General features: G+C 68.2%; 24 protein-coding genes and 1 pseudogene. 18 read left to right on the forward strand and 7 right to left on the reverse strand.

Annotated features, from left to right (window positions below; genetic code table 11):
* Positions 1-749: 749 nt before the first annotated feature.
* Together ACGFQ9_RS23515 and ACGFQ9_RS23520 are read left to right on the forward strand one after the other, a co-directional pair.
* On the forward strand, positions 750-7,595 hold the full coding sequence (locus tag ACGFQ9_RS23515; protein WP_393576246.1) for a polymorphic toxin-type HINT domain-containing protein: 6,846 nt from the start codon (positions 750-752) through the stop codon (positions 7,593-7,595).
* A gap of 281 nt (positions 7,596-7,876) precedes the next feature.
* Positions 7,877-8,263: a hypothetical protein gene (locus tag ACGFQ9_RS23520; RefSeq protein ID WP_393576247.1), complete on the forward strand. Its 387-nt coding sequence runs from the start codon at positions 7,877-7,879 to the stop codon at positions 8,261-8,263.
* Between the two features lie 142 nt (positions 8,264-8,405).
* On the opposite strand, the pseudogene ACGFQ9_RS23525 reads toward ACGFQ9_RS23520, so the two are convergent.
* The 4 genes and pseudogenes from ACGFQ9_RS23525 to ACGFQ9_RS23540 all read right to left on the reverse strand — a co-directional run.
* Positions 8,406-8,651: pseudogene (locus ACGFQ9_RS23525) on the reverse strand (tyrosine-type recombinase/integrase); the annotation flags it as partial.
* Between the two features lie 116 nt (positions 8,652-8,767).
* Positions 8,768-9,226 carry an SUKH-3 domain-containing protein gene (locus ACGFQ9_RS23530; protein ID WP_393576249.1) on the reverse strand — a complete coding sequence of 153 codons (459 nt, stop codon included), beginning with the start codon at positions 9,224-9,226 and terminating at the stop codon, positions 8,768-8,770.
* Complete coding sequence (locus ACGFQ9_RS23535) at positions 9,220-9,657, reverse strand: YwqJ-related putative deaminase (RefSeq protein WP_393576250.1); 438 nt, start codon at positions 9,655-9,657, stop codon at positions 9,220-9,222. The genes ACGFQ9_RS23530 and ACGFQ9_RS23535 overlap by 7 nt, the downstream gene beginning before the upstream one ends.
* A gap of 121 nt (positions 9,658-9,778) precedes the next feature.
* Positions 9,779-10,153 (reverse strand): tyrosine-type recombinase/integrase, encoded by a 375-nt coding sequence (locus ACGFQ9_RS23540; protein ID WP_393576252.1) that lies wholly within the window; start codon positions 10,151-10,153, stop codon positions 9,779-9,781.
* 272 nt (positions 10,154-10,425) lie between these two features.
* On the opposite strand from ACGFQ9_RS23540, the gene ACGFQ9_RS23545 reads away from it, so the two are divergent.
* From ACGFQ9_RS23545 to ACGFQ9_RS23585, 9 genes are all read left to right on the forward strand, one after another.
* The gene (locus ACGFQ9_RS23545) at positions 10,426-10,650 is read left to right on the forward strand and encodes a hypothetical protein (RefSeq protein WP_393576253.1); all 225 of its coding nucleotides are present in this window, start codon (positions 10,426-10,428) and stop codon (positions 10,648-10,650) included.
* Between the two features lie 111 nt (positions 10,651-10,761).
* A complete protein-coding gene (locus ACGFQ9_RS23550; RefSeq protein ID WP_393576255.1) occupies positions 10,762-10,956 on the forward strand; it encodes a hypothetical protein in 195 nt (64 codons plus the stop codon).
* Positions 10,920-11,465, forward strand: a complete 546-nt coding sequence (locus ACGFQ9_RS23555; protein WP_393576256.1) for a DUF3710 domain-containing protein — start codon at positions 10,920-10,922, stop codon at positions 11,463-11,465. The genes ACGFQ9_RS23550 and ACGFQ9_RS23555 overlap by 37 nt, the downstream gene beginning before the upstream one ends.
* A gap of 65 nt (positions 11,466-11,530) precedes the next feature.
* A complete protein-coding gene (locus ACGFQ9_RS23560; RefSeq protein ID WP_393576258.1) occupies positions 11,531-11,992 on the forward strand; it encodes a hypothetical protein in 462 nt (153 codons plus the stop codon).
* Positions 11,993-12,059: 67 nt separating this feature from the next.
* Positions 12,060-12,635, forward strand: a complete 576-nt coding sequence (locus ACGFQ9_RS23565) for an IS607 family transposase (RefSeq protein WP_393576259.1) — start codon at positions 12,060-12,062, stop codon at positions 12,633-12,635.
* Entirely contained in the window at positions 12,632-14,089 is a 1,458-nt protein-coding gene (gene tnpB, locus ACGFQ9_RS23570; protein WP_393576261.1) for an IS607 family element RNA-guided endonuclease TnpB, read from the forward strand. The genes ACGFQ9_RS23565 and tnpB overlap by 4 nt, the downstream gene beginning before the upstream one ends.
* A gap of 32 nt (positions 14,090-14,121) precedes the next feature.
* The gene (locus ACGFQ9_RS23575; RefSeq protein WP_393576263.1) at positions 14,122-15,054 is read left to right on the forward strand and encodes a hypothetical protein; all 933 of its coding nucleotides are present in this window, start codon (positions 14,122-14,124) and stop codon (positions 15,052-15,054) included.
* Between the two features lie 151 nt (positions 15,055-15,205).
* On the forward strand, positions 15,206-15,748 hold the full coding sequence (locus tag ACGFQ9_RS23580) for a DUF1772 domain-containing protein (protein ID WP_393576265.1): 543 nt from the start codon (positions 15,206-15,208) through the stop codon (positions 15,746-15,748).
* Between the two features lie 67 nt (positions 15,749-15,815).
* Entirely contained in the window at positions 15,816-16,250 is a 435-nt protein-coding gene (locus tag ACGFQ9_RS23585) for a hypothetical protein (protein WP_393576267.1), read from the forward strand.
* A gap of 48 nt (positions 16,251-16,298) precedes the next feature.
* Here the strand turns inward: ACGFQ9_RS23585 and ACGFQ9_RS23590 are convergent, their stop codons facing one another.
* Positions 16,299-16,793 (reverse strand): DUF1772 domain-containing protein, encoded by a 495-nt coding sequence (locus tag ACGFQ9_RS23590; RefSeq protein WP_393576268.1) that lies wholly within the window; start codon positions 16,791-16,793, stop codon positions 16,299-16,301.
* Positions 16,794-17,151: 358 nt separating this feature from the next.
* Here ACGFQ9_RS23590 and gdhA point away from each other — a divergent pair, with 358 nt between their 5' ends.
* Positions 17,152-18,516, forward strand: a complete 1,365-nt coding sequence (gene gdhA / locus ACGFQ9_RS23595; RefSeq protein ID WP_393576270.1) for an NADP-specific glutamate dehydrogenase — start codon at positions 17,152-17,154, stop codon at positions 18,514-18,516.
* A gap of 46 nt (positions 18,517-18,562) precedes the next feature.
* Here the strand turns inward: gdhA and ACGFQ9_RS23600 are convergent, their stop codons facing one another.
* On the reverse strand, positions 18,563-18,946 hold the full coding sequence (locus tag ACGFQ9_RS23600; RefSeq protein ID WP_393576271.1) for a hypothetical protein: 384 nt from the start codon (positions 18,944-18,946) through the stop codon (positions 18,563-18,565).
* Positions 18,947-19,087: 141 nt separating this feature from the next.
* Between ACGFQ9_RS23600 and ACGFQ9_RS23605 the strand changes: the two genes are divergently transcribed.
* The 3 genes from ACGFQ9_RS23605 to ACGFQ9_RS23615 all read left to right on the forward strand — a co-directional run bounded on the left by ACGFQ9_RS23605 (position 19,088) and on the right by ACGFQ9_RS23615 (position 22,283).
* Positions 19,088-19,543, forward strand: coding sequence for a nuclear transport factor 2 family protein (locus ACGFQ9_RS23605; RefSeq protein WP_393576272.1), 456 nt, complete (start codon positions 19,088-19,090; stop codon positions 19,541-19,543).
* 152 nt (positions 19,544-19,695) lie between these two features.
* Positions 19,696-21,075 carry an AMP-binding protein gene (locus tag ACGFQ9_RS23610; RefSeq protein ID WP_393576531.1) on the forward strand — a complete coding sequence of 460 codons (1,380 nt, stop codon included), beginning with the start codon at positions 19,696-19,698 and terminating at the stop codon, positions 21,073-21,075.
* A gap of 125 nt (positions 21,076-21,200) precedes the next feature.
* Positions 21,201-22,283: a hypothetical protein gene (locus ACGFQ9_RS23615; RefSeq protein WP_393576274.1), complete on the forward strand. Its 1,083-nt coding sequence runs from the start codon at positions 21,201-21,203 to the stop codon at positions 22,281-22,283.
* Here the strand turns inward: ACGFQ9_RS23615 and ACGFQ9_RS23620 are convergent.
* Positions 22,168-23,223, reverse strand: a complete 1,056-nt coding sequence (locus tag ACGFQ9_RS23620) for a S66 peptidase family protein (RefSeq protein WP_393576275.1) — start codon at positions 23,221-23,223, stop codon at positions 22,168-22,170. The two genes, ACGFQ9_RS23615 and ACGFQ9_RS23620, sit on opposite strands and share 116 nt — an antisense overlap.
* Before the next feature lie 59 nt (positions 23,224-23,282).
* Here ACGFQ9_RS23620 and ACGFQ9_RS23625 point away from each other — a divergent pair, with 59 nt between their 5' ends.
* From ACGFQ9_RS23625 to ACGFQ9_RS23635, 3 genes are all read left to right on the forward strand, one after another.
* Positions 23,283-24,122: a DUF1838 family protein gene (locus ACGFQ9_RS23625; protein WP_393576276.1), complete on the forward strand. Its 840-nt coding sequence runs from the start codon at positions 23,283-23,285 to the stop codon at positions 24,120-24,122.
* Positions 24,123-24,314: 192 nt separating this feature from the next.
* Positions 24,315-24,917 (forward strand): ScbR family autoregulator-binding transcription factor, encoded by a 603-nt coding sequence (locus tag ACGFQ9_RS23630; RefSeq protein WP_393576277.1) that lies wholly within the window; start codon positions 24,315-24,317, stop codon positions 24,915-24,917.
* 48 nt (positions 24,918-24,965) lie between these two features.
* Positions 24,966-25,448, forward strand: coding sequence for a GNAT family N-acetyltransferase (locus tag ACGFQ9_RS23635; RefSeq protein WP_393576279.1), 483 nt, complete (start codon positions 24,966-24,968; stop codon positions 25,446-25,448).
* The last annotated feature ends 27 nt before the right edge of the window (positions 25,449-25,475 follow it).

The following is a 25,475-nucleotide window of genomic DNA, read 5'->3' on the forward strand; positions in this document are numbered from 1 at the left end:
GGAGGCCCCGGGTCTGGATGTCCATGGAGGAAGAAGCGACGGCCTCACGATGGCAGTCCTCGCTCTGAGGTCGAGATGGACAGAAGTCAGGCACACGTTTGCTTCACTTCTGCAAGCTCGTCAACAGATTGTCAGGTCCTGGTGTCTGTTTCGAACCAAAAGGGCAGCCGTGTCTCGGGTGTGATTCTGATCACCGGGATCAGCTCTGGTGATTCGCTGTACATGTCGAACGCACGCTCCGTAGTGTGCGTTCGATCCGGGGCCGGTGCGCTCTGCCTGGCCCTTCCTGTGTCGTGTCCTGTGGGGGGATTCGGTTGTCGCGTCGGGGTGGGTTATTCGTGCGCTCGAAGCGCGGTCGATCGCGTGTGGCGATCACCGCGGCCTTCGCGCTTCTCTTCTCCGGACTGGGTCTTCCCCTGGTCGAGGCGGCCGCGAAGCCACCGAAGGTGTGGGTGCCGCCGAACACCCCGTTACCTCAGACGAAGCCGGTCAAGGGGGCTGCGGCGAAGCTTTCGCCGCAGCCGGTTCCGGGTGGCCGGGAATGGACTCCGCATTCGAACGCCAAAGCGTTGACGGGTTCGGCCACGGTGAACCTCAGACCCAACGGTCCCGATAGATCGACTCTTGGCCAGAACACGTCCCTCAAGGCTGGAACTCTTCCGGTATGGATCGCGCCAGCGAATGGCGCAAATCGCTCGACGGCTTCCTCACCCTCGGCCACCGGCACAGAGTCGTCGCTGAAAGTCGAAGTGAAGGACGCGCCCAAGGCGCGAGCCGCGGGCGTCAACGGCGCCCTTGTGACCCTGACCGGCACCGAGACCGCAGGCGCCTCCGGCAAGATCGCGTTCGGCTTCGACGTCACGGCATGGGGCAGGACGGCCGGTGCGAACTGGGCCGACCGCGCCCGGCTCATCCAGCTCCCCGCCTGTGCCCTGACCACTCCGGATGCCCAGGGCTGCACGACGCGTACGCCGGTCCGGTCGCAGCGCGATGCCTCTTCCGGCCGGCTGGTGGCCGAGGTCGACGTGCCGGCCGTACCCGGTGCCTCGGTCCGTACTCCCCAGTCCGGCCCCAAGTCTTCGGCTGAGCTCCTTGCCGGTGCCGGGCGGACCGCTCCGGGCGTGGTGCTGGCCGTCGAGGCCGGCCCGTCGGGTGCCGCGGGAGACTTCGCGGCGACTCCGCTGCTCCCGTCGATGTCGTGGCAGGCGGGTGCGAACGCGGCCAACTTCACGTACGGCTACACGGTCGAGGTGCCTTCGGCGATCGCCGGTGCGGCTCCGAGCGTCGGTCTTGCCTACGATTCGTCTTCGCTGGACGGCCGTACGGCGTCGACGAACGCGCAGGCGAGCTGGATCGGTGACGGCTGGGACTGGCACCCGGGCTCCGTCTCCCGCTCGTACAAGACCTGCAAGGACGCGGGCATCAAGGATTCGGGCGACGAGTGCTGGGGCGGGGACGTCCTGTCGCTGAACCTCGCTGGGCACGCCGGTGAGATCGTCCGCGACGACAATTCGTGTGTCTACCGCCTCCGTGGTGATGACGGCAGCAAGATCGAGCGCCTGACCGGCCGGAACAACGGCGCCTGGAAGGGAGAGGCGTGGAAGGTCACGACCTCTGACGGCACCCAGTACTTCTTCGGTGCCAACAACCTGCCCGGTGGTGACGGCACCGACCCGGATGCCAACTCGGTCTCCCGGGTGCCGGTGTACTGGCCGGGCGGCCAGGACAAGTGCATGGGGGCCGGTTCGCCGGCCACCGGTTCGTGGAACCACCTCGGCTGGCAGTGGAACCTCGACTACGTCGTCGACCCGCACCAGAACCTGATCTCCTATCGCTACGAGCAGGAGACCAACCACTACGAGCGCGGCGGCGGCCAGAACGACGGCGACGGCACCCTCACCTCCTACCACCGCGGCAGCTACCCGACCTGGATCGGCTACGGCCAGCGGCTCCCCGACCAGATCGCCGCGAAGGGCACTGCCAACCCGGCCGCCCAGGTGTGGTTCCGCACCGCCGAGCGCTGCGTGCCCAACGCCACCGTCGACTGCAAGGACCCGGGCGCCCAGCGCACCCCGGCCAACGCCGCGAACTGGCCGGACGTTCCGGTCGACCAGGAGTGCAAGTCCACCGGCACGTGCCTGAACCTTTCCCCCACCTACTTCACGACGAAGAAGCTGACCTGGATCGACACCGAGGTCCTCGACGGCACTGCCTACCGCCGCGTCGACACCTTCGGTCTCAAGCAGTCCTTCCAGGATCCCGAGGACGGAACTTCGCCCTCACTGTGGCTGGACTCCATCCAGCGCATCGGCAAGAACGGCGAGACCTCGATCACGCTCCCGGCCGTGAACTTCCAGCCGCTGCAGATCGCCAACCGCGTCGACGGCGTGGTCAAGCGGCCCGACGGAACGGAAGCATCACCGCCGCGCTACAACCGCCCGCGCATCCAGACCATCACCACCGAGACCGGTGGCCAGATCAACATCGTCTACCAGGCGCCGGAGTGCTCCCGGGTCAAGAAGACGATGCCGGCCTCCGAGGACAGCAACACGATGGCCTGCATGCCGGTCAAGTGGTACCTGCCCGGCCAGTCCTACCCCGACCCGGTCGACGACTGGTTCAACAAGACCATCGTCAAGTCCGTCACCGAACAGGACAAGGTCGCCGGCCAGGTGACCAAGGTGACCGACTACCTGTACGGCGGCGGCATCGCCTGGCACCGCAACGACTCCGAGCTGCCCGACCCCAAGACCCGTACCTGGGACCAGTTCCGGGGCTTCCAGACCGTCACCGCCCGGACCGGCAGCGGCAACGCAGGTGAGGCCCCGCGGACCAAGTCCGTCACCACCTACCTGCGCGGCATGAACGGCGACGTCCTGGCCAACGGAACCAAGCGCACGGTCGAGTACACCGACGCCTCCGGCGCGACGCAGAAGGACGAGGACGTCCTGTCCGGGTTCGTCCTCCGTACCCAGACGTACGAGCAGGACGGCGGCAGCGTCGTCGCGGACCAGGTCTCCAGCCCGTGGCTGGGTGATGTGACGGCCACCCGCGCCCAGCCGGGTGGAATGCCCGCGATAACGGCCCGTGCGCTGAACACCGCCAAGGTCAAGAACAGCGTCAAGCTGGCCGACGGCAGCTGGCGCAAGTCGGAACGGACCTCCACCTACGACGACACCGCCTTCGCACGGCCGGTCGAGGTCGACGACCGCGCCGACATCAGCCGTCCGGATCAGAGGCTGTGCACGAAGTTCGAGTACGCCACGGGCCCTGGCGGCGCCCTGACTCAGCTCGCCTCCCGCACCCTCATCCTCTCCGGCACATGTGGTCAGACCCCGAACGCGAGCAACACCGTTGGTGACACCCGCACGTACTTCGACGGCCTGCCCCTGGGCCAGTCGGGTGCGACGGCCGACCAGACGGGCACGGAGGTCCTGGAGAAGTACGACGGTGCGGGCAAGCCGGTCTACCGCCGCAACGTCACCACGACCTACGACGCGTACGGCCGTGTGACCAGCACGACCAACAACGTGCGCAAGGACGCGGCCCACCCGGGTGGTGCGGTGACCAAGACGGAGTACAAGCCGGCCACCGGCTCCCTCCCCAAGGAGGTCGTGCACACCAACCCGCTCGGCTGGAAGTCCTACAACACCCTCGATATCGGTCGTGCCCTGCCGATCAAGTCGACGGACGAGAACGGTCACGTCGCCGAGCGTGACTACGACTCGCTCGGCCGTGTCGTGGCCGTGTGGCAGCCGGGGCAGGAACGGGCAAAGGGCTTCGCCCCGGTCCGGAAGTTCTCGTACACGATGAACGGCACCAACGCGCCTTCGACCGTTCTGAGCCAGACGCTCATGAGCAACGACGAGTACATCAACTCCTACACCATCTACGACGGCCTCGGCCGCGTCCGTCAGACCCAGGCCCGGACCCCGTCCGGTGCCCAGGGGCGGATGATCACCGATGCGCTGTTCGACTCGCACGGCTGGCAGGTCAAGACCAGCTCCCAGTACTGGGTCGAAGACGATGATCCTTCCGGCGCGCTCTTCCTGCCGAACGGGGGTGTGAACCCGGATTCGAAGATCCCGGCTCAGACGGTCCAGGTCTTCGATGGTCTCGGCCGGAGCACGGCGTCGGTGTTCCAGTCCTACGGCGTTGAGCAGTGGCGGTCGAAGACGGAGTACCCGGGTGCGGACGAGGTCCGTTCCACCCCGCCCAACGGCGGTTTCGCCAGCGCCACCGTCACCGACGGCCTCGGTCAGACCGTCGCGCTGCGTCAGTACAAGGCGAACACGCCCACCGGCGCGTACGACGAGACGACGTACGGGTACAACGCCCAGGGCAAGGAGCTGTGGCGCAAGGACTCGGCAGGCAACGAATGGACGTTCGGCTACGACCTGCTCGGCCGTCTGACGAAGTCCACAGACCCTGACTCCGGCACGTCCACCACGGCCTACGACGACAGCAAGAACCTCGTCACGGTCACCGATGCCCGGGGCAAGAGCGCCACCACGGTGTCCGACCTTCTGGGCCGCACCACGGCGACGTACGAGGGCACGGCGGTCGACCCGGCGAAGCAGGTCGGCGGCTTCACCTACGACACCAAGGCGCTCGGCAAGCCGTCCACCACCACGCGATATGTCGGCGGCGCGGCAGGTGCGGCGTACGTCTCGGAGATCACCGGCTACGACGGCGGCTACCGCCCGCTCGGCACCAAGACCACCATCCCCGCCGTCGAGAAAGAACTCGCCGGCACCTATGAGACCACCAACACCTACGACGCGTACGGGCAGCTGAAGAGCACGGAACTGCCCGCCATAGCGAAGGCCGGACTGAGCGCCGAGACCCTGGCCTACGTCTACAGCATCGGTGGCAACCTCGCGTCGATCACCGGCGTGCAGGGTGCCGCTGTGACGCCGTACGTCGTGGACCTGCGCTACGACCCCTACGGCCGGGTATTCCGCACCACCGTCGGTGACACCGGCCTCCAGGTGGTCTCGACGGTGGACTACGACGCGGGCACGGGTCGTCCGGTGCGTACGACGCTGGACAAGCAGACGGCAGCCAGGGCGAGCGTGGATGTCACGGACTACACGTACAACAAGGTGGGTTCGCTGACCTCGATCCGTACGGTCGAGGACGGTGCGAAGACGGACCTGCAGTGCTTCACGCACGACTACCTGGGCCGTCTGACCCAGTCCTGGACGGACACGGGCACCACCAACACCGCCCCCCAGCCGTCCGTGCGGGGTATCGGCGGCTGCACGAACGCCGGAGGCCCCTCGGTCGACGGCACGGGCAAGCCCAGCGTGGGCGGTCCGGCCCCGTACTGGCAGCAGTACCAGTACGACAAGCTCGGCAACCGCACCAAGCTGGTCCGCAAGAACACGGCCGGCGACACGGCCAAGGACGTCACGGTCACCCAGACCTTCGCCGACGGCCCGAACACGCCGACCACCGATCCCGCGACCGGCGGCGGCACGGGCGGCCCGCACGCCCTGCTGAAGTCCACCGAGACCGGCCCGTCCGGCACCAAGGTCACCTCCTACACCTACGACGCGGCCGGGAACACGGCCTCGATCACCAGCACCCCGGGCACCAAGACCCTGACCTGGAACGGCCAGGGCAAGCTCGACAAGATCACCGGCACCGGTGAGAGCGCCGGCACCAGCTACCTCTACGACACCGGCGGCAACCAGCTCATCCGCCGCGACCCCGGCAAGACCACCCTCAACCTCGGCACCGACCAGATCACCCTGGACACCGCCACCAAGAAGGTCACCAACGTCCGCACCTACGCGGCCCCCGGCGGCCTGTCCATCACCCGCACCACCACCGGCGGGACCAGCGAGCTCACCTACCAGGGCTCCGACCACCACGGCACCGGCGGCGTCCAGTTCGAATCCGCCAACCTCGCCCAGGTCCGCCGCCACTCCGACCCCTTCGGCAACGCCCGTGGCACCCAGCCCGCCCCCGGCAACTGGGCCGGCGACAAGGGCTTCGTCGGCGGCACCAAGGAAGAAGCCACTGGCTTCACCCTCCTCGGCGCCCGCGAATACGACCCCACCACCGGCCGCTTCATCAGCCCCGACCCCATCATCGACGCGGGCGACCCTCAGCAGTGGAACGCCTATGCCTACGCCAACAACAGCCCCTTCAATGCATCGGATCCGACGGGTCTGAAGACGTCGTGTGACCCTGGAGACCGCTCGAGCATCTGCGGTCCCGACAAGAACCGTCCCGGGGCTGGTCACAGCAACGCCTCTCCCGAGGCAGAGGAATACGTAGAAGCCGAAAAGGCGGTCACCAAGGCCAAGGCACGCCGTGATGAGCTCAAGCGCGAGGTCATCAACGTCGTCATGGACCTCATTGGCTACAACGACGCCCGCGACTGCTTCACCAAGGGCGACGTCATGGCCTGCATCAACACGGCCCTGAACGCAGTCCCCTGGGGCAAGGTCTTCAAAGCCATCAAGATCGGCATCAAGGCCTACAAGATTTACAAGCAACTGAACAAGACGTACGACGCCATCCATGCCGCCGAACGCAGAGCGGACCAGGCACGGGCTGCACTTACCACCGCCAAGCGGGCCGAGGACGAAGCAGCTGCGGCAGCGGCGAAGGCCAAACGGGCGGATGAACCAGCCGACGGCTCAGCCAGTGACGCGGCCGGCACAGAAACCAAGGCGAGCAGAGGCGAAGCAGACGCCGAAGCAAACGCCAGTAGCGCTGAGTCCCGGGGCGACAGCGCGGAAGCCTCGTCGGGACCGTCGTGCAAGCTCAACAGCTTCCCCACGGGAACCCGAGTCCTGATGGCCGACGGCACGACCAAGAAGATCGAGGACGTGAAGGCCGGTGACACAGTCGCGGCCACCGACCCGCAGACCGGCCAGACCCGACTGAGGAAGGTCACGGCCACCATCACGACCCCGGACGACAAGGAGTTCACCGACCTCGCCCTGACCGACGACGCCAACCCGCGCGGCCCGCCGACTCAGCTCACCTCCACTCGCCACCACCCCCACTGGAACGAAACCCGCAAGCAGTGGGTCGACGCCGGCGACTTCTCTCCGGGCGACCAGCTCGTCCAGCCGGACGGCCGCACCCTCACCGTCCAGTCCGTCCGTAACTACCCCTACGCAGTCACGACCCACAACCTCACTGTCGACGACTTCCACACGTACTATGTGCTCGCGGGGGCCACTCCGGTTCTCGTGCACAATTGCCCGGCAGGCGGAAAGAGCGGCGGCCGGATTGCTCAGGAGTCTGGCGATTCGTATGAAGCGAATTTGGTAGAACAGCTCGGTGGCGGCGGCGGGTTCAAGGAGGGTAAGCGTCAGTTCGATGGAGCATTCATTGACGCCCAGACCGGCCGCGGCACCTGGTATGAGGCAAAGTCTGGGCAATTTTGGCAGAAGACGCTGGACGACCCGAAGCGCATGAGTAAATTCCTGGGTGTGGAAGGCGAGAAGATCGCAATAGCGAGGAGTCGCGGAATTGACTTCCGCGTAATTTCCGAGAACCCAATCCCGGCCGAGTTCACTTCTTGGTTCGATAAAAAGGGGATTGCGTGGCAGGTAATCCCGAGATCTTGATCGCAGCAAAGTGCCAGCAGATCCATCGTCCTAGTGGAGGATGGGTGAGGGGCTCGACCGAGAGGAGCACCCGGGGCAGGGTCTGAGCAGCCCCGGGCCCGATGCCGAGCAGTTCCCGCGATGGCTCCGCGCCGTCGCTGGAACTGCTCGGCATCTCCATGGGCCCGCCGTTAGTGGCGAACGCGTCAACCTGCCAGCCCGCCTAGCTGCTGCTACGACCTCGGGTGGCAGTCGCGTTCGGAGGGAATAATTCTCCCACTACTGAGTTAGGAACGGTTACCGTGGGATTGTGCCTATTTCCAGGCGATGGGGATGTTGATGGGCTGGATGTAAGTTTCTCCTATGGGGATTTCGCCTTGTTTCGCCGAAGGTTGGCTATCGCGGAAGGCTTCGATCTCGGTGAAATGTTCGGCTTCGGCGGCGATAGGCCATGGGCAGAGGTGTCGACCGTTCTGGAGCCACTCTTGAACCATCCTGATGATCACGGCGAATCTCTGTCTCCATCGGAATGTGCAGTAATCTTGCCGCGGCTGGAGGCCGTGCTGGTCGAGTGGCTGTCGGCGGAATTTCGGGACGTGGTGTTCGAGGAGCATATTAGAGACGCGCGCGATCTCGTAGCGGTATTGAATGTGTGCGTACGGAAGAACGTCGAGCTTTGCTTTATGTAGCGCACATGCTCGATTGTGGGGTGTGGCACGGCTTGCTCGCGAGAAATGCATAAATAAGGTCTTCCTCCGAAAATTAGCGAGGCCCTGCCGGGATATCCGGTAGGGCCTCGCTGGTGTTTGACGGCAGTAGTTGACGGCAACGTCAGCGGACGGAGGAAGCGCAGGAGTGCGGGTCGTCGCTGGCGATAGGCTGACTGACGGTCTCGCCGCGGTTGCGGAGTGTGTGGCCGAGGAGGTCGATCGCTTCGCGCTGAAGGCGCAGTCGGACGTGGGCGTAGACGGTGGCTGTGACGCCGATGTGGGCGTGGCCAAGGAGTTCTTTGATCACGACGAGTTCGACGCCTTGCTCCAGAAGCAGGGTGGCGGTGGAGTGTCGTAGGTCGTGGCAGCTACTGCCGTCAAGGCCGACCGGCCCCACCGGAAGTGAATCCGATGGGGCCGGTGCAACCTACCTGAGTGGACGGCCCCGGGGGAATGGGCGAATCCTTACTCTCAGGGGTGGCTTCACGCCCCAGATTTTGGCACGCTAACTCTCTCCCCGGCAACTCCGGTAACGAGGTGCTGAAGAGCCATTTCGCCGCGCCCTAGGGAGAATAGCCAATTCATCACGGCATAGACCGTGCCATCCTCGTCGATGGATAGGAAAAACTCACTCGCTTCCTTCGCGCCAATCGGAAAGAGCGCACAGCCGAAACGGTGAGACAGTTCCATGAACCTATCCTCTTCACCGAGAGCCAGTTCCGGGTCAATTTCGAACGGGGTGCGCATGCAGGTCACTCCAGGACCACTGACCTGAACGCAGATCCCGCCGAACTCTCGCAGGAATTCTTCGGCCGCAGCGTGCATCGGGAATCCTCGCATGGAAGAACGCCACGACTCGATGTCGACCTGTCGCCCCGGGAACCAGCCTGCCCCTCGGAGAGCCCTGTCGGTCTCACTGGAAAATCTAGACACCATTACCATTTCGTCTTGAAGTCGATCTTAAAGTGAGCGACGAGCACGGCACAGCTGGGGCAGGGATCCATCTCCTTCGGGTAGTACTTGTGGTTGGGGGATCGAATCATGAATGCGGCAGCCGAGGCTCCCGTTGGATCGAGCCCACTATTCAGGGCATCCGTCAGACAAGCCACCAAGCCGCATCCTCCGTGGTTATCCCCTCGCTGTGCAGCAGGGATCGAATCAAGGACGTTCTGGACAGCCGGATGGACTGCGCGATCTCCCGCCCCACCGTCACTCGTACGAACTATTGGCTTATATCCCTTGACCTGGAGGACCTCCACAGCCCCACCCGGCCTCTGCCTCCCCGGAAGAGCCGAGTATTCGGCCGCAGAATTCCTGGCAGCATCGGTTACTTCACAATTGTGGACGAGAACCGGGGTGGCGCCTGCCAGCACATAGTACGTGTGCTGGCAGCTCCTCCTCTAGCTGCTTTTATGCAGGTGGGGAGCGGTTTTGGGATCCGCCGGGATCCGTGGTTGTGTGCCTGGATCCGTGGTTGTTGCCGCAGCGGCAACGTCAGCGGACGATGGTGCAGGGCGACGGTTCGTCGCTGCCACTGTTGGTTTTGGTGATCGCCGGGCTGCCGAGCGCGGTGCTGAGGGTGTCGATGGCATCGCGTTGGAGGCGGAGTCGGACGTGGGCGTAGACGGTGGCGGTGATGCCGATGTGGGCGTGGCCGAGGAGTTCCTTGATTACGACGAGTTCGACGCCCTGTTCCAAGAGCAGGGCCTCGGTCGAGTGGCGGAGGTCGTGGAAGCGGATGCGGCGGAGGCCGGCCTTGCGGAGGGGGCGTGGTGAAAGCGTGGGTGATGTCGGTCGGGCCGATTGATCCGCCCTGCGCAGTGCTGCAGACGTGTTGTGCTGCCACGCGGTGCCTGCTGCCTCGCTCACGCTGCTGCTGTTCGCGGTGGGGCTTCAGCGACTGAACGCAGCGGGCGGGGAGAGCGGTGCGGCGTTCAGAAGCCCGGGTCTTGGTGGGCAGGGTGGTTAGCCCGTGTGCGCTGGTGCGCTAAAGGGTGCGGTGGATGGCGGTGGTGCCCGGGTAGAGGTCGAGGTCTTCCCAGCGCAGGCCGAGGAGTTCGCCCGGCGGAGTGCCGTATGGAGGGCGAGTTCGAACAACGCGTGCAATGCGGGGCTTCGGCAGCTTGCACCCGTGGAGTGAGGTGTCCACCGCTCTGGAGCCACTCCTCGATCATCCCGATGGCGGCGGTGACAACCTCGCGCCTGCCGAGTGCGCGTCGATCCTAGTCTGGCTTGAGGCGATCACCGACCAGTGGGCGAAGGAGGGCCCTGACCAGTTCCTCCAGCAGCACATGGAGGACGCCTACCGGCTTGCGGGCGTCCTGCGGCTCTGTACGGAGAAGGACGTCCCGCTGGCCTTTCTCTGAACCCCACAACCACGGAACCCACTTACAGGACAGTCCTTGGCGGAGCTGTTTCGACGCGATCTCTCAGCGGCTCATGTGGCCGGGGCAGCCGGATCTCTGACCCTTGACCGAATGCTCGCTCTGTTGGTTTGGATCATTGCCGAGGAGGCGATGACGGAAGAAGAATTCTCCTGTCTCATGCAGTCAGCGCAGGCAATCAATGAGGAGATGCTGGTGCAGCCGCCGCATCGTGGAGTTGATGTTGGTCCGTGGGATGTGAGTGAAACGGGATGGCGGGACCTGGACCTGCTCGATTCGGCGGGCTGAGGATCCCGCGTGGGCATGCACGGAAGGTAGAGCTCAATCGTCTGCGATCCGGTGCCGAGTACGGAGAGGTAGTCCTCTTCCGGGACACGACGGCGAGCCTGCAGCTTCAGGCATTTCGGACGTTGGGGAATCCGCAGTGGGAACAGGTACGACTGCGGCTTGAGGCCGATGTACGCGCCCGCGGTGGAGAGGTCGAGCAACGGTCCGGGCAGGCCGGCGTTGAGCTCAGGGCAGTGGTCCCGGTTGTCAGGGAATCTCATGGGCGGGACTCGATGACGGTTCGGTTCATCGGATGTGATGGTCCGGGGTGGCTCCTGAGAGGGGTGGTGAACGGTGAGGTGGCACGCCTCGAGAGTCGTGACGACTGGGCTTACTCCTGCTTCGAGAGCGTCGTTGTGGTTCCCTCCTTCGCCGTGCGCACGGCAACGGTGTCCACCTCACCCACCGTCTACGCTCCGATCGTGCCGCCGGATCAGGGCCGGGTGATTCCGCTGCGCATGCCTCAGTGAACAGCAGCTCCATCCGCGGGACTTCGCTTCCGTACCGGTCTGCTCGGCCGGTCCAGAATGTTGCTATGGGTGGTGAAGAGCGTGGTGGAGCGGAGATGCGTTCGTTTCTGACCTGCACGGTCGAGGTGGCTCGGCTGCTTGGCATTGAGGACAGGTCCACGGTGCAGGGAGGGCGGCGTGCCCGAGAGGTCGCACATGCGGTGCGTCGGCCGCTGCTGGAGCGGGAGAGTCTGCCCGAGGAAGCCTTCGCCGCGCTGATGGCGGCAGCCGTCCACGACCCGGACCCGAGTTTCTGCCGGTGGTTTGTTGAGCCGGCGCTCTACCTGTTCGGGCGCCGCCGTGTGCTGGAAGCGCTGGTCGACTACCTGCGGACGGGCACGGACACCGAGCGGGTACGCCACGGGCAAGCCGATGACCAAGGAGGAATCGCCGGGTACCTGCTGCACCACTCCGGCCGGCGGGCCGGGCAGCCGGTGACCGTGCGGACGGCCAGCGCGATGGTGGACGACCTGGAGCGGTGGGGGTGAAAGCTGCTACAGATTTTCTAGGCATTTATAGTCGTCTCTAGTCACATGTCTCACATATCTTGGTCTCGTGAAGCTTTCGGAGTGGGCCCGTCAGCAGGGCGTGAGCTACCAGACCGCCTGGCGGTGGGTGAAGGACGGGAAGATGCCCGTCCCGGTCCGCCAGGCGCCGTCCGGGACGTGGCTGGTCGACGAGGTCGCCGTCCAGCCGTCCGGGCTTGTCGTGGCGTACTGCCGCGTGTCGTCCGCCGACCAGAAGACTGACCTTGACCGGCAGGCCGCCCGGGTCGTGTCCGGCGCGAACAAGCTGGGCCTGGCCGTCGCCGAGGTCGTCACCGAAGTGGGTTCAGGGCTGAACGGGCGGCGCCGCGAGCTGCACCGGGTGCTGTCCGACCCGCAGGCGTCGGTGATCGTGGTCGAGCACCGTGACCGGCTGGCCCGGTTCGGTGTCGAGCACCTGGAGGCCGCACTGTCGGCGTCGGGACGGCGCCTGGTCGTCCTCGACCCTGCCGAGACCGCCGATGACCTGGTACGCGACATCACCGAGGTGCTGACCTCGATGTGCGCCCGCCTGTACGGGCGGCGGGCGGCGAAGAACCGGGCCGTCCGCGCGGTGGCCGTGGCGACCGGCGAGGACGCCGGGTGAAGAAGTTCCAGCCGCAGCCCGGGTTCCAAGTGCAGGCGTACCGGTTCGCTCTGGACCCGAACGCCGGCCAGGAGGCCGCGCTGCGTTCGCACTGCGGTGCTGCCCGGGCCGCGTACAACTGGGCAGTCGGCTGGGTGACCGCCTCGTGGTGGCAGCGCCGCGCGGAGGAGTCCTACGGCATCCCCGAGTCGGAGCTGACGGAGTGGCGGCCGTGGTCGCTGCCCTCGCTGCGGAAGGCGTTCAACGCCGCCAAGCACACCGACCCCAGGTTCTCTGTTTGGTGGGAGGAGAATTCCAAGGAGGCGTACAGCACCGGCCTGGCGAACGCGTCGGCCGCGTTCGACAACTACGCGAAGTCGAAGAACAGCAAGCGCAAGGGCGCCCGGATGGGTGCGCCGCGGTTCAAGACCAAGCGGAAGGCGCGCCTTGCCTGCCGGTTCACCACCGGCACCATCCGCATCGACGCCGACGGCCGGCATGTGACGCTGCCCCGGCTCGGCACGATCCGCACCCACGAACCCACGGTGAAGCTCCTCACCCGCGTCCAGGCCGGGACCGCCCGCATCCTGTCCGCGACCGTGCGGCACGAGCGCGGACGCTGGTTCGCCTCGTTCCAGGCCGAGGTCAAGCGGGACCTCGTGCGCGTGGAACGCCCGGACGTGGCGGTCGGCATTGACCTTGGAGTGAAGACCCTCGCGGTCATGGCCGACAGCACCGGCGAGATCCGCACCGTCGCCAACCCGAGGCACTACGACGCCGCGCTGAGGCATCTGCGGCGCGCCTCCCGAACCGTGTCCCGCCGCCAGGGTCCCGACCGCAGGACCGGGCAGAAGCCGTCCAGGCGGTGGGAGAAGGCCAACGCCCAGCGGAACAAGGTCCACCACCGGGTGGCGAACCTCCGCACGGACGCCCTGCACAAGCTCACCACGAGCGTTGCCGCCGAGTACGGCACCGTCGTGGTCGAGGACCTGAACGTCGCCGGGATGCTCCGCAACCGGCGTCTGGCCCGACGGGTCGCAGACGCCGGATTCGGCGAGATTCGCCGCCAGCTCGGCTACAAGACCCGCCAGCGCCACGCCACACGCCTCGTGGTCGCCAACCGCTGGTACCCCTCCTCGAAGACCTGTTCCGGGTGCGGCGCGGTGAAAGCCAAGCTGCCGCTGCACGTCCGGACCTACGCATGCGACGCCTGCGGCCTGGTCATCGACCGGGACGACAACGCCGCGCTCAACCTCGCCGTCCTCACGGCGGCCTGCACCACTGGTACCGGAGTGGCCGGAGACCGGGACACCGCCCCGGCGGTGTCGAAGCCTCGTGGAGCCGACCGTAAGACCCGCGCCACCCGCCCCCGCCGCACGGCGGAGGCGGGGCGGGCAGGTGGCGCAACCCTGCCGCACCAGCGGCAGGAGGAAGCGAGAGACCGTCCTCAAGCCGAAGCCCTCACGCTTTGGTGACGTGACGGACCTTCCGGGCAGAAACGCCCGGAATGCTGAGACCTGACTACGGTCTCGGCAACGGATGGCTGGAGGTGCAGCGCCGGGCGGGCTATCAGGGGCGGAACGTGATCATTCCGCGTCGGTCGGTGCTGGAGGCGGCGGCGGAGCGGCCTGAGGGGGAGGAGCCGCCTCACGGTGGCGAGGTTTTCGAGGCCGCCGAGGTGGCTGAAGCGCTCGCGGCGGGTGCGGATGAGCGGACCTCCGGTTCGGCGAACCAGCGGACCTCCCTCGCGAACAAGGAATTACAACCATCAGTTGACGTACAGGAGAAGAAGCCGCCGAACCTGTTCTGTGGTTCCGGCCGTAGGGCGTCCTCGGGTGGTGGGCGTGCGCGCGGGGGGCCGACCGTGTCGGTCGTCGCTCATCGGGTGCTGCACGGGTTGCCAGTCGCGCTGACGCCCGGCCAGTACCGTCTGGCGGCTGGGGTCGTGGAGCGGGCCGTTGCCGAGGCAGGGGGCGATCCGGAGCGGATCAGGGACCGGATCCTGCGGCGCCTGGCGGAGGAGTGGGGCCGGCCGATCCGGAGCGCGTACGGCTGGCTCGTCGGGCGCGGGTTGCGCAACGATCCCTGTCCGGATCCGGCCTGCGAGGAGGGGGCGTTGTGGCCCGACGGGTCGGAGTGCCGGATCTGCCACGAGCGGTGGATCGACCGGCGCGGCACGCCGCTGGTCTTCCGCAACCGGGCCAGACCCATCTACGACGTGCGGTGGTTCTGTTCGGCCTGCGAGCGGCCCGGGACGGGCGAACCGCCCGAGCGTGGTGTGTGCCGGTGCTGTCGGGAGGAGCGGGCGGCGGGGGCTGCGGGGGTTGCCGATCCGGCGACGGCCAGGGATCCCGTGTTCGCGGATCGAGTCGCGTGGTTGCGGCAGCTGGGTGATGTGGGGCGAGAGCGTCGCGCGGAATCGTGTCCTCGGCCGCTCTGAGGATTCCGAGGGGCGGCCTTAAAGATTCGCTCAAGCTTTCGTTGGAAGTGCCTGCTGATGGGGATCGGGAGATGGCACCATCCCCTGGCGGCAGGAAGTCAAGGGGTCCCAGGGGGGCCCGGAGGATCTGGAGTCGTTCGGGGGAGTTGTGGTGTCTGAGTTTTCTGGGGTGGCCGGGAACGGTGGCGGCGGGAGAGTCGTCGGCTGGTTGGTCGGGGTTTCCACCGTGCTCGTGGGGTTGATGGCCGGGTTGTTCTTCGCCTACGACATCTCGGTGATGCCGGGGCTGGCGAAGACCGACGACCGGACGTACGTGGCCGCCATGCAGGAGTTCAACGCGGCCATTGACGGGAACGGGCTCTTCGGGGCCGTGTTCCTGCTGGCGCTGGTGTTGCCGGTGGTGGCGGCCGTGCTGGAGTTCCGCAAGGGGCGGCGGGCGACGGCGCTGTGGATCGGGGTGGCGGCCGCGGCCTACCTGGTGGCGCTGGTCATCACGTTCGCGGTGAACATTCCGCTCAACAACGAGCTGGCTGAACTCGGGGACGCCGCCAAGGTCACGGACTTCTCCGTCGTGGAGCGCTTCAAGTCCACCTGGGTGACGACGAACATCCTCCGGACGGTGCTGTGCACCGCTGCGCTGGGGTGCCTCGTCCGGGCCTGCATGCTCCACGGACGACGGCCTGGGAGTTCTTGATCAACTTCGGGTAGGGTCCTCCCCGGTCTCCCGCAGGAGCGGGACTATGACATGGGGGAGCAGGACGATGGCGATGAAGCGCTGGGTGAAGTGGGTGGCCGTCGGAGCGGTGGGAGTGCCGGCGGCGCTCGCCGTGGTGGCCTGTGCCGGGGAGAAGTCCCTGGAGGCTGCGGCGAAGGGCACCTGGAACTGCACGATCTCCGAGGGTGCTCTGTCGCTCTCCGGAACGGTGACCATCGGGGACGGGACGTACGAGTTCAGCGATGGCGGGCGCAAGAGCAGTTCCGGCACGTGGAAGCTCTCCGGCGGCAAGCTGGAGGTCAAGGGTGACGACGGCCCGTACCAGGTGAAGGGCGTGCCCGGAGAGGTGAAGGACCTCATGGGCATGGAGTTCGGCGAAGGCGGCGAGAACGAGGACCTGGCGCCGTGGAGTGTGGGGTGGAAGGGCGACACCGTCACCTTCCCGTACCACGGCGCCAAGGTCACCTGTCAGAAGATGTAGTTCAGTAGTCCGGTAGTTCCGGAGATGCCGTCCGGACGGGTGCTGCTCTCAGCAGGACTCGAGCAGTGCCCAGGCCAGGAAGCCCAGGGCCGCCGTGCAGAGGAACGCGCGCCAGGCGTTCGCGCGGACCCAGGGGCGTTCGAAGGACTGGCGGACGGTCGCGGCGGTGGCGTCGGACATGCGGTCCGGCGCGCCGGCCGCCTCCAGGGCGTTGTTCAGCGGGATGTTCACCCGGGCGGTGAGGCCCATGGCCGCGGCGTACGTGACGAACGCGCCGATCAGCGGGGCGAGGGCCGGGCGGCCGTCGGCCGGGATGGCCAGGCCGAGGGCGACGCCTGTGAACAGGAGCGCGCCGAGGTAGCCGAGCAGGAACCATCCGTTGAGGATGGCCACGTTGATGCGCTGCATGGTCTCGATCACCGTCCGGTCGGCGGCGCGCGCCAGACCGGGCATGACGGAGACCGAGAAGCCGTAGAAGAGGCCGCTCATCCAGCCCATGGTGATCGTCGCGGCGATGAGCAGTGCGATTCGTGCCGTTTCCACGCAGTTCCCCCTGATCGTGGCGGCCGGTTGGCCGAGAGTCGAGGCCGAAAGCTCGCCGATCATATTCGAACGTCCTCTTTGTCACCCGCGTAACAGCACAACAGTTGCGTGAGTGTTTTGAGGGGCCGGTGGGATGCCCCCGACGTACCGCCGAGTACCCCGATCCGCTGCTGCCATGCCGGCGGCGTACGGCAGGCTCCTGCCCTGCCTGGCACCGAAATGCCTCCGGGCGGCGGTCCGTTGCGTTACCGGGGCGCGATAGCCTCCGCCTCGAACGCGTGTGATGAGCGTGTGTGACGAACGCGTGTGATGAACGTGTGTGGGACGTGCCGGAACAACACCTCTGGGAAGGACCGCCTTGAAGGACACGAAGGACCCGCAGGCCCGGCTGGACGCGCTGCGTGCCGACACCGAGCGCCGCAACCCCGCCCAGCCCGAGTTCCACCAGGCCGTACGGGAAGTCCTCGACAGCCTCGCTCCCGTCTTCGCCGTACGCCCCGAGCTCGCCGACCCCGCCCTCGGCCTCCTCGAGCGCATCGTCGAGCCGGAGCGGCAGATCCTCTTCCGCGTGCCCTGGCAGGACGACCACGGCCGGGTCCACGTCAACCGCGGCTACCGCGTGGAGTTCAACAGCGCCCTCGGCCCGTACAAGGGCGGCCTGCGCTTCCACCCGTCGGTGGACATCGGCGTGGTGAAGTTCCTCGGCTTCGAGCAGATCTTCAAGAACGCCCTCACCGGCCTCGGCATCGGCGGCGGCAAGGGCGGCAGCGACTTCGACCCGCGCGGCCGGTCCGACGCCGAGGTCATGCGCTTCTGCCAGTCCTTCATGACCGAGCTGCACCGCCACATCGGCGAGCACACCGACGTCCCCGCCGGGGACATCGGTGTCGGCGGCCGCGAGATCGGCTACCTCTTCGGCCAGTACCGGCGCATCACCAACCGCTGGGAAGCCGGCGTCCTCACCGGCAAGGGGCAGGGCTGGGGCGGCTCCGCGATCCGGCCCGAGGCCACCGGCTACGGCAGCGTGCTGTTCGCCGCCGAGATGCTCGCCGTACGCGGACTGGGCCTGGGCGGCCAGACCGCCGTGGTGTCCGGTTCCGGGAACGTCGCCCTCTACACCATCGAGAAGCTCCAGCAGCTCGGTGCCAACCCGGTCACCGCCTCCGACTCGCAGGGCTACGTGGTCGACGACAAGGGCATCGACCTCGCGCTGCTCCGGCAGATCAAGGAGGTCGAGCGCGGGCGGGTCTCCGAGTACGCCGCCCGCCGCGGCCCGTCGGCCCGCTACGTCGAGGGCGGCAGCGTGTGGGAGGTCGCGGCGGACGTCGCCTTCCCCTCCGCCACGCAGAACGAACTCGGCGAGGAGGCCGCCCGTACGCTGATCCGCAACGGGGTCAAGGCGGTGTCGGAAGGCGCCAACATGCCCACCACCCCCGAGGCGGTCAGGCTGTTCCAGGAGGCCGGGGTCGCCTTCGGCCCGGGCAAGGCGGCGAACGCCGGCGGTGTCGCCGTCAGCGCGCTGGAGATGGCGCAGAACGCCTCCCGTACGGCCTGGACCCCGGCTCGGGTCGAGGAGGAGCTGGCGGCGATCATGCGGTCGATCCACACGGTGTCGTACGAGACCGCCGAGCGGTACGGGACCCCGGGCGACTACGTCACCGGAGCCAACATCGCCGGCTTCGAGCGGGTCGCCGACGCGATGCTCGTGCAGGGCATCATCTGAGTCCGTCCACTGGTGTGACCTGGGGCTGAGGCCCGCGGGCTGCCGCTCAAGGGCGGCGGCGGTCCTCGGTCAGGACGGTGGCCGCGACCGTCAGGGCCGCGGCCGCGGCCACCGTCGCGCCCGTGGCCAGGAAGGCGCGGTCCGACCGCCAGGACAGGACGGACCAGCGGGACTGGGCCGACAGCACGGAACCCAGGCTCAGCCAGGATCCGGCCGAGAGGGCGGACAGAGCGGAACCCATCGAGCCGAACGACAGGGTGCTGCCGACCGAACCCACGGACAGGACTGATCCGACCGATCCGATGGACAGCACCGACCCCACCGAGCCGATCGACAGGACGGAGTCCCGGGACCAGAGGGACAGGTACGAAAGCGAACCCGGGGAACCCGGCGAACCCGGCGAGCTTGCGGCATTGCCCTTCTTCCACATGGGGTGATCGTAAGGTGCCACCTGCCTCGTCGGGTCCGTTTGTCGCACGACGAGCGTGGGTCGAGCCGGCATGGAGGAAGGGTCGCGGAACGGCGGTCCTTCCTTGACCTCAGGTGCGGTTGAGGTCCGAGGATGGTCGGCATGACTGCTGAGACCGCGAAAACCGCCGGGAACGCCGAGATCACCCTGCTGTTCGACCGCTACCTGAGGTCTCTGGACGACGGCGTCTTCGACGAGAAGTGGGCCGGGGACTTCTTCACCGAGGACGCACGCACCCGCGCCCCGATCGGGGAGGTGCGGGGACGCGCCGCCGTCCTGGAGAGCATCCGCACCGCCATGGCCCTCTTCCGCGGGACCGTCCACTTCGGCTCGAACTACATCGTCGAGATCGATCCCGACGGCAATCGGGCCACCCTGCTCGGCAACCAGCTCAGCACGCACGTGCTCGCCTCCGACGGCACCCTGTTCCTGTCCGGCGGCCGCACCGACAACGAGCTGGTCCGCACGCCGGACGGCTGGCGGCTGCGGCGCGCCGACCTGCACGTCGTCTGGACCCAGGGCAATCCGCCGGTACTGCCGCCGGAGCTCGCTCGGTGAGCATCCGCGAGATCGCCCCGCGAGATCGCCCCGCGGGTCGGCGCGGCGTCGTAGGCTGATCACGTCCAGGCCGTGATCACAGGGGAGTTGCCGTGCTCAGTGACGTGCCCAGCGACGGGCTCGGCGACGGGCTCGGCGACAGGCCCAGCGAGCTGCTCACCGCGCTCGGCGGGTCCTTCGGCGACCGGCCCGACGCCCTGCGCGTCGCGGGGCGGCCCGGCTCGTACGAGGACTTGCTCGGCGCCGCCCGCGCCGTGGCGGCCGACATCGCGGGTGCGCCGGCCGTCGCCGTGAACGCGACGGCCTCCCTGGAGACCGTCGCCGCGGTGGTCGGGGGACTCCTCGCCGGGGTCCCCGTCGTGCCGGTGCCGCCCGATGCCGGTCCCGCCGAACGCGAGCACATCCTGCGCGACTCGGGTGCTGCCGAGATCACCGTGGACTGGTCGCGGCGTTCCGGCGCCGCCCCCTCCCGGACTTCGGTTCTCCCGTCCTCCGGCCCCGGCGGCGATCCGGATCCGGCGCTGATCCTCTACACCTCCGGCACCACCGGACCGCCCAAGGGCGTGGTCCTCACCGCCGCTGCCATCGCCGCCGACCTCGACGCCCTCGCCGGCGCCTGGCAGTGGACCGCCGAGGACACCCTCGTGCACGGCCTGCCGCTGTTCCACGTGCACGGGCTCGTGCTCGGTGTGCTCGGCGCGCTCCGCACCGGCAGCCGCCTCGTCCATACGGGGCGTCCGACCCCCGAGGCGTACGCCGCTGCCGGCGGGAGCCTGTACTTCGGGGTGCCGACCGTCTGGTCCCGGATCGCCGCCCAGCCGGGCGAGGCCGCCGCCCTCAGGTCCGCCCGGCTGCTCGTCTCGGGCAGCGCTCCGCTGCCCACGCCTGTCTCCCAGACCGTCGAAGGGCTCACCGGACACCGGCCGGTGGAGCGGTACGGCATGACGGAGACGCTGATCACGGTCAGCGGCCGGGCCGGGACCGTGCCGCGGCCCGGTACCGTGGGTACGCCGCTGCCGGGCATCCGTACGCGCATCGTCGCCGAAGCGGGCGCCGGAGCGGACGCCGAGATCGGTGAACTCCAGCTGACCGGGCCGACCCTGTTCGCCGGCTACCTGAACAACCCGGGGGCCACCGCGGCCTCTTACACCGCCGACGGCTGGTTCCGTACGGGCGACATCGCGGCCATCGACCCCGAGGACGGGGTCCACCGGATCGTCGGCCGTGCGTCGGTCGACCTCATCAAGTCCGGCGGCTACCGGATCGGCGCGGGCGAGGTCGAGAACGCCCTCCTGGACCACCCGCGGGTGCGGGAGGCCGCGGTGGTCGGCGTGCCCGACGCCGACCTCGGGCAGCGGATCGTGGCCTTCGTCGTCGCCGAGGGCGTCACCGGGAACGAGCTCACCGACTTCGTCGCCGCCCGGCTGGCCGTACACAAGCGGCCGCGCGAGGTCCGCTTCCTGGCCGAACTGCCCCGCAACGCCATGGGGAAGCCGCAGAAGAAGCTCCTGCTCGGCGGGGAAACGGGCTGACCGCCTGACCGGCCTGACCGGGCGGGTCCGGAGGCGTCCGGGCTGACGCGGCTCCCTCGCTCGGGGGAGCGGGATCCTTCCCCGGAGCGACGTGCGCGGGTGGGCAGCGCCAAGAGCATCGGGGCATGAGGACGATCAGAGATGGTGCTGGTGCTGCCCGTGCCTGGATTCTTGGCTGGGCGGCGGTGCAGGGTGGCTTCGCGCTCGGCTGTGCCTTGACGGGGGCGGGCCCGCGGCCGCTGGCCTGGTTCGTGATCGCGGTGGTCCTGCTCGCCGGTGTTGCCGCGCTGACCGGGGTGCGCGCTCTGCTGATGGCGGCCGCTGTGTTGTCCGCGGTCTCGGCGTTCAGCCTGCTGATGGATGTGGTGGGGCTGCTGTTCGCCCAGGGAGTGGACAGCCCGCCCGCGGCCGTGCTGCACGCGCTCGGGCTGGTCGGCGCCGTTCTGCTGTGGACGGCTGCGTCGCGTGGCCTCCGGCCGGGGGAAGGGGGGCCACTGCCGTTCTCCGGTGTGGCGGTGCCCCGGTCGCGGCCCTGCACAGTGCAGCCGCCCTGCTCAGCGCCGCCGCCCTCGGCGGCCTCGCGCCGAACGCATCTTGCGGCGTACGCAGGGGTGTCGGCGTTCGTGCCGTACGTGGCGATGAAGATGGTCTGGGTGCTGGGCGGAACCTTCGCCGGGGTGAGCGGTGCCGACATGCACACGGCCGCCGCCCGCAACGGTGCCTCCGGCCTCTGGCTCACCCTGGCCCGCTGGGGCGTGGACGGCACGGTGCTGCTCGCCGCGCTGGGCCTCTTCCTGCTGTTCGGCCTGATCCGGCCCTGGGGGCAGGTCTTCCCGCGCTGGACGCCCGTCCTGCACGGGCGCCGCGTACCGCGCTGGCTGCCGCTCACGCCGGCCCTGATCGGCCTGGGCACGCTGGTGCCCTACGGGCTGTTCGGGATCGGGTACCTGCTGCTGGCCGCCGCCGGGCTGGTCACCGTACGGGCGGGCGACTTCCCCTCCTCCGCCGATGCCGTGCTCGTCGGCTGGATCGGCTTCACCGCCTTCGCCGGGTACGGCCTGGCGCTGTTGGCGGCGACCAGGTCGTACTGGCTCAGGTCAGGGTCTGGATCAGTTCGCTGCGGTGAGGTGTGTGGACCACCCGGCCCAGGGCGCCGTTCACGATCGGGAGGTACGGGGCCACGTGCCCGCACTCCACATCCGCGATGATCGGTACGCCGAGCCCGCCCAGGGCGTCCATGACCGCCTCGTCCTGCGTGAGGGAGGGGGAGTCGGGGGCGGAGGTGCGGCCCACGAGTACGGCGTTGGCGGCGTCGAAGAAGCCGGCCAGGCGCATGCCGTGGAGGTTGCGGCAGATGTGCAGGGCGCTGTCCTCGCAGGCCTCCACGTACACGATCAGGCCCTCGGGGGCGTGCTGCCGGGTGAAGGCGGTGAGGTCGGCGTAGGGGCTGCCGATGGCGTTGCAGAGGGTTTCCGTGCAGCCGCCGATGAGGCGGCCCTCGACGATGACATCCGTGGTGGTGCCGGTGGCCGTGCCGGTGGTGGTGTCGAGGCGGCGCCAGGTGCCGGCCTTGTCCAGGTTCAGGTCGGTCACCTCGGGGGAGGTGACCCAGTCGTCCCAGCCCGAGGTCCGGTGCCGGCCCGGCGGGACCTGCGTGATCCGGCTGCCCGGCTCCAGCGCCACCAGATCCAGCCAGGACGACAGGCCCTCCGGGGTCCGGTACGGGGTGTCCATCAGGTTGTTGCCGTGCACCGTCGCCCAGCCGGTGAGGAGGGTGAGCGGCGTCATCAGCGTCGACATGTCCGAGTACCCGACCACCCAGGTCGGCTCCGCTTCCCGCAGCCGGTCCCAGTCCAGCAGCGGCAGCAGGTCGATCGCGGTCTCGCCGCCCCACGGCGGGACCACGGCGCGGATCGACGGGTCCGTCAGCATCCGCATCAGCTCGTCGGCCCGCTCGGCCGCCGACGCGCTGACGTGGCCGGCGTCGCCGTCCATGCACCGGCCGACCTCGACCTCGTACCCGCGCGCCTCGACCGTCTTGACGGCGAAGTCCAGACGGCCCCGGAGGCGCTCCGGCACGCCGCTGGAGGGGGAGGTGACGCCGATTCGGTCACCGGGGAGGAGGGGGCGCGGATAGCGGATGCTCATCTGGCCACTCTTACACACGACCTTGCGGAAGGCGGATCGGGTTTCCCACAGTTGGGACCATGCCTGCATCCACGCCTGCATCCACGCCTGCGTCCGCTCCGGGCCCTGTCCCCGGTGCCACCCCCGCCGAGCTGCTCCGGGCCTTCGCCCGGACCCGTGCCTCCCTCGACGGCGGTGAGGTCACCTATCACTGGTCCGGTGACGTCTACTCCTGGGGTCCCGGGGAGCCGTACCAGCGGATCTTCGGGTTCGAGGGGGTCAACGTGGCCCGGCTGGTGCCGGTCGGCGGGGATGGAGGGGGCGGAGGGGACGGTGGGGATGGAGGGGGCGGAGGGGATGGCGACGGCTTTCAGTTGCTGTCGCGGGAAGCGGCCTTCTACCTGGATCCCGGCACCCGGGAGATCCTGGAGACGTGGCAGGACCACAAGGTGGTGCACGTCTGGAACGACCCGGCGAACCTGCGGCTGAGGCCCTTCCCCATTCCCGTGACCGACCTCGGGGACCAGCTCTGCTTCAGTCTGGAGATTCCGCTCGCCTATCCGTCGCCGCTGCCGGTCGCGCAATTCCCCGCGCATTCCGCCGACGACACGTACCGGGCCCTGGAGCTCTTCCAGTTCTTCGCGCCAGCCGATGTCCTCACCACCGGGGAACCCAGCGTTCCGGCCGGCATGTCCTGGGTCCGGATGTCTCCGTGGCTGCCGTGGATGGAGCAGGGCCAGCGGCCCGGCGGGCTCGTCTTCCATTGCCGGGGGCGCAAGCTGCCGTCGTACGCCGACGTACCGGAGCGCACCCGGGCCTACATCGCGGGCCATCACCCGGAGTTCGCCCATGCGCCGGAGGCGTGGAGCGAGCCGAACGAGACGAGCTGGACGTACTTCAGGAAGCTCGTGGAGGGCTGAGGGCTGAGGGCTGAGGGCAGGTCTGCCGGGTCCTGCCGACGTGTGTTGGTGCTGGTGTTGGTGGGGTGGTCGTCAGATCTGGTGAAGATCTGACGGCAGATCAGCATACTGCTGGTGACCGGTGATCGCGCTGCTTAACATAAAGGACACTCTCTTTTTATTTATCTTGCCGAACAGACGGGGGAACGTCTCATGGCAGAACCGAAGCAGGACAGGGCACGACGCACCCGGCAAGTACTCCTGCGGGCCGCGGCGGAAGTGTTCGACGAGAACGGCTTCAGCGGCGCCAGCATCAACAAGATCCGGGAACGGGCCGGGGTCACGGCGGGCGCGGTGTACTTCCACTTCCAGTCCAAGGAAGGCCTTGCCCGCGCGGTCATCCTGGAGCAGGCCGGTGACCTGCGGTTCCCGCCCGGGCCGGGCGGTCTCGGGCACCTGCTCGACATGACCCGCTACCTCGCCGAGGAGATGCAGGTCAACGTGCTGCTGCGGGCCGGGGTCAAGCTCGCCGTGGAGCAGGGCGAGTCCGGGCTGCGCGAGTTCGCCATCTACGAGTGGTGGATCGACCGGTTCGTGCAGGAGCTCACCGTCGCGCGCGAGATGGGGCAGCTGCTGCCGGACGTGGACGAGGCCGAGTTCGCGAGGGTGCTGATGGCCGCGTACACCGGCACGCAGGTCATGTGCCGGATCTCCGAGCAGCACGCGGACCTGCCCGCGCGGATCGCGGTGATGTGGCGCTACCTGCTGCCGGCCGTCGCGACGCCGGAGGCGCGCGCGGCGCTGGATCTGCGCTGAGGCCCAATTTGATTGACAGTGGTGAGGTCGGGCGGGTGTTCTGCTCCCGTGACTGATCTCCGCACCGAGCTGCGCATCGAACGGGTCCACGGCGAGGCCGAGACCCTCCTCCAGGACTGGCAGTACGTCCACAACCTGATCATCCCGGCGGACCCGCTGCCCCTGGACGCCGTACGCGAGCGGTCCGGGCGCAACCACCTGGAAGTCGCCTACCTCGGCGACGTCCTGGTGGGATGCTCCACGGTCCGCCCGCCCTCGGAGGACCCGACGATCGCCACGGTGATCGCCCGGGTCCTCCCGGAGTACCGCGGCCGCGGGCTCGGCGCACTCCTGCACGAGAGCAACATGGCGAAGGCCCGCGAGCTCGGGGCCACGGCGGTGGAGACCGTGGTGCTCGGCTCGAACCCGGAGGGCCTGCGCTTCGCGGAGGCCCACGGGTTCACGGTGATCGAGGAGTACCTGCTCGAACCGGGGGACACGGTGCCCTGGTTCACGCTGAGCCGCGCGGTCGACGGCGACGCGCAGCGGTGAGCGGTTCCCCGGAGAGGGACGGTGTGA

Origin of the sequence: Streptomyces sp. NPDC048603 (assembly GCF_043199475.1) — a bacterium.
In the GTDB taxonomy this organism is placed as follows: Bacteria; Actinomycetota; Actinomycetes; order Streptomycetales; family Streptomycetaceae; genus Streptomyces.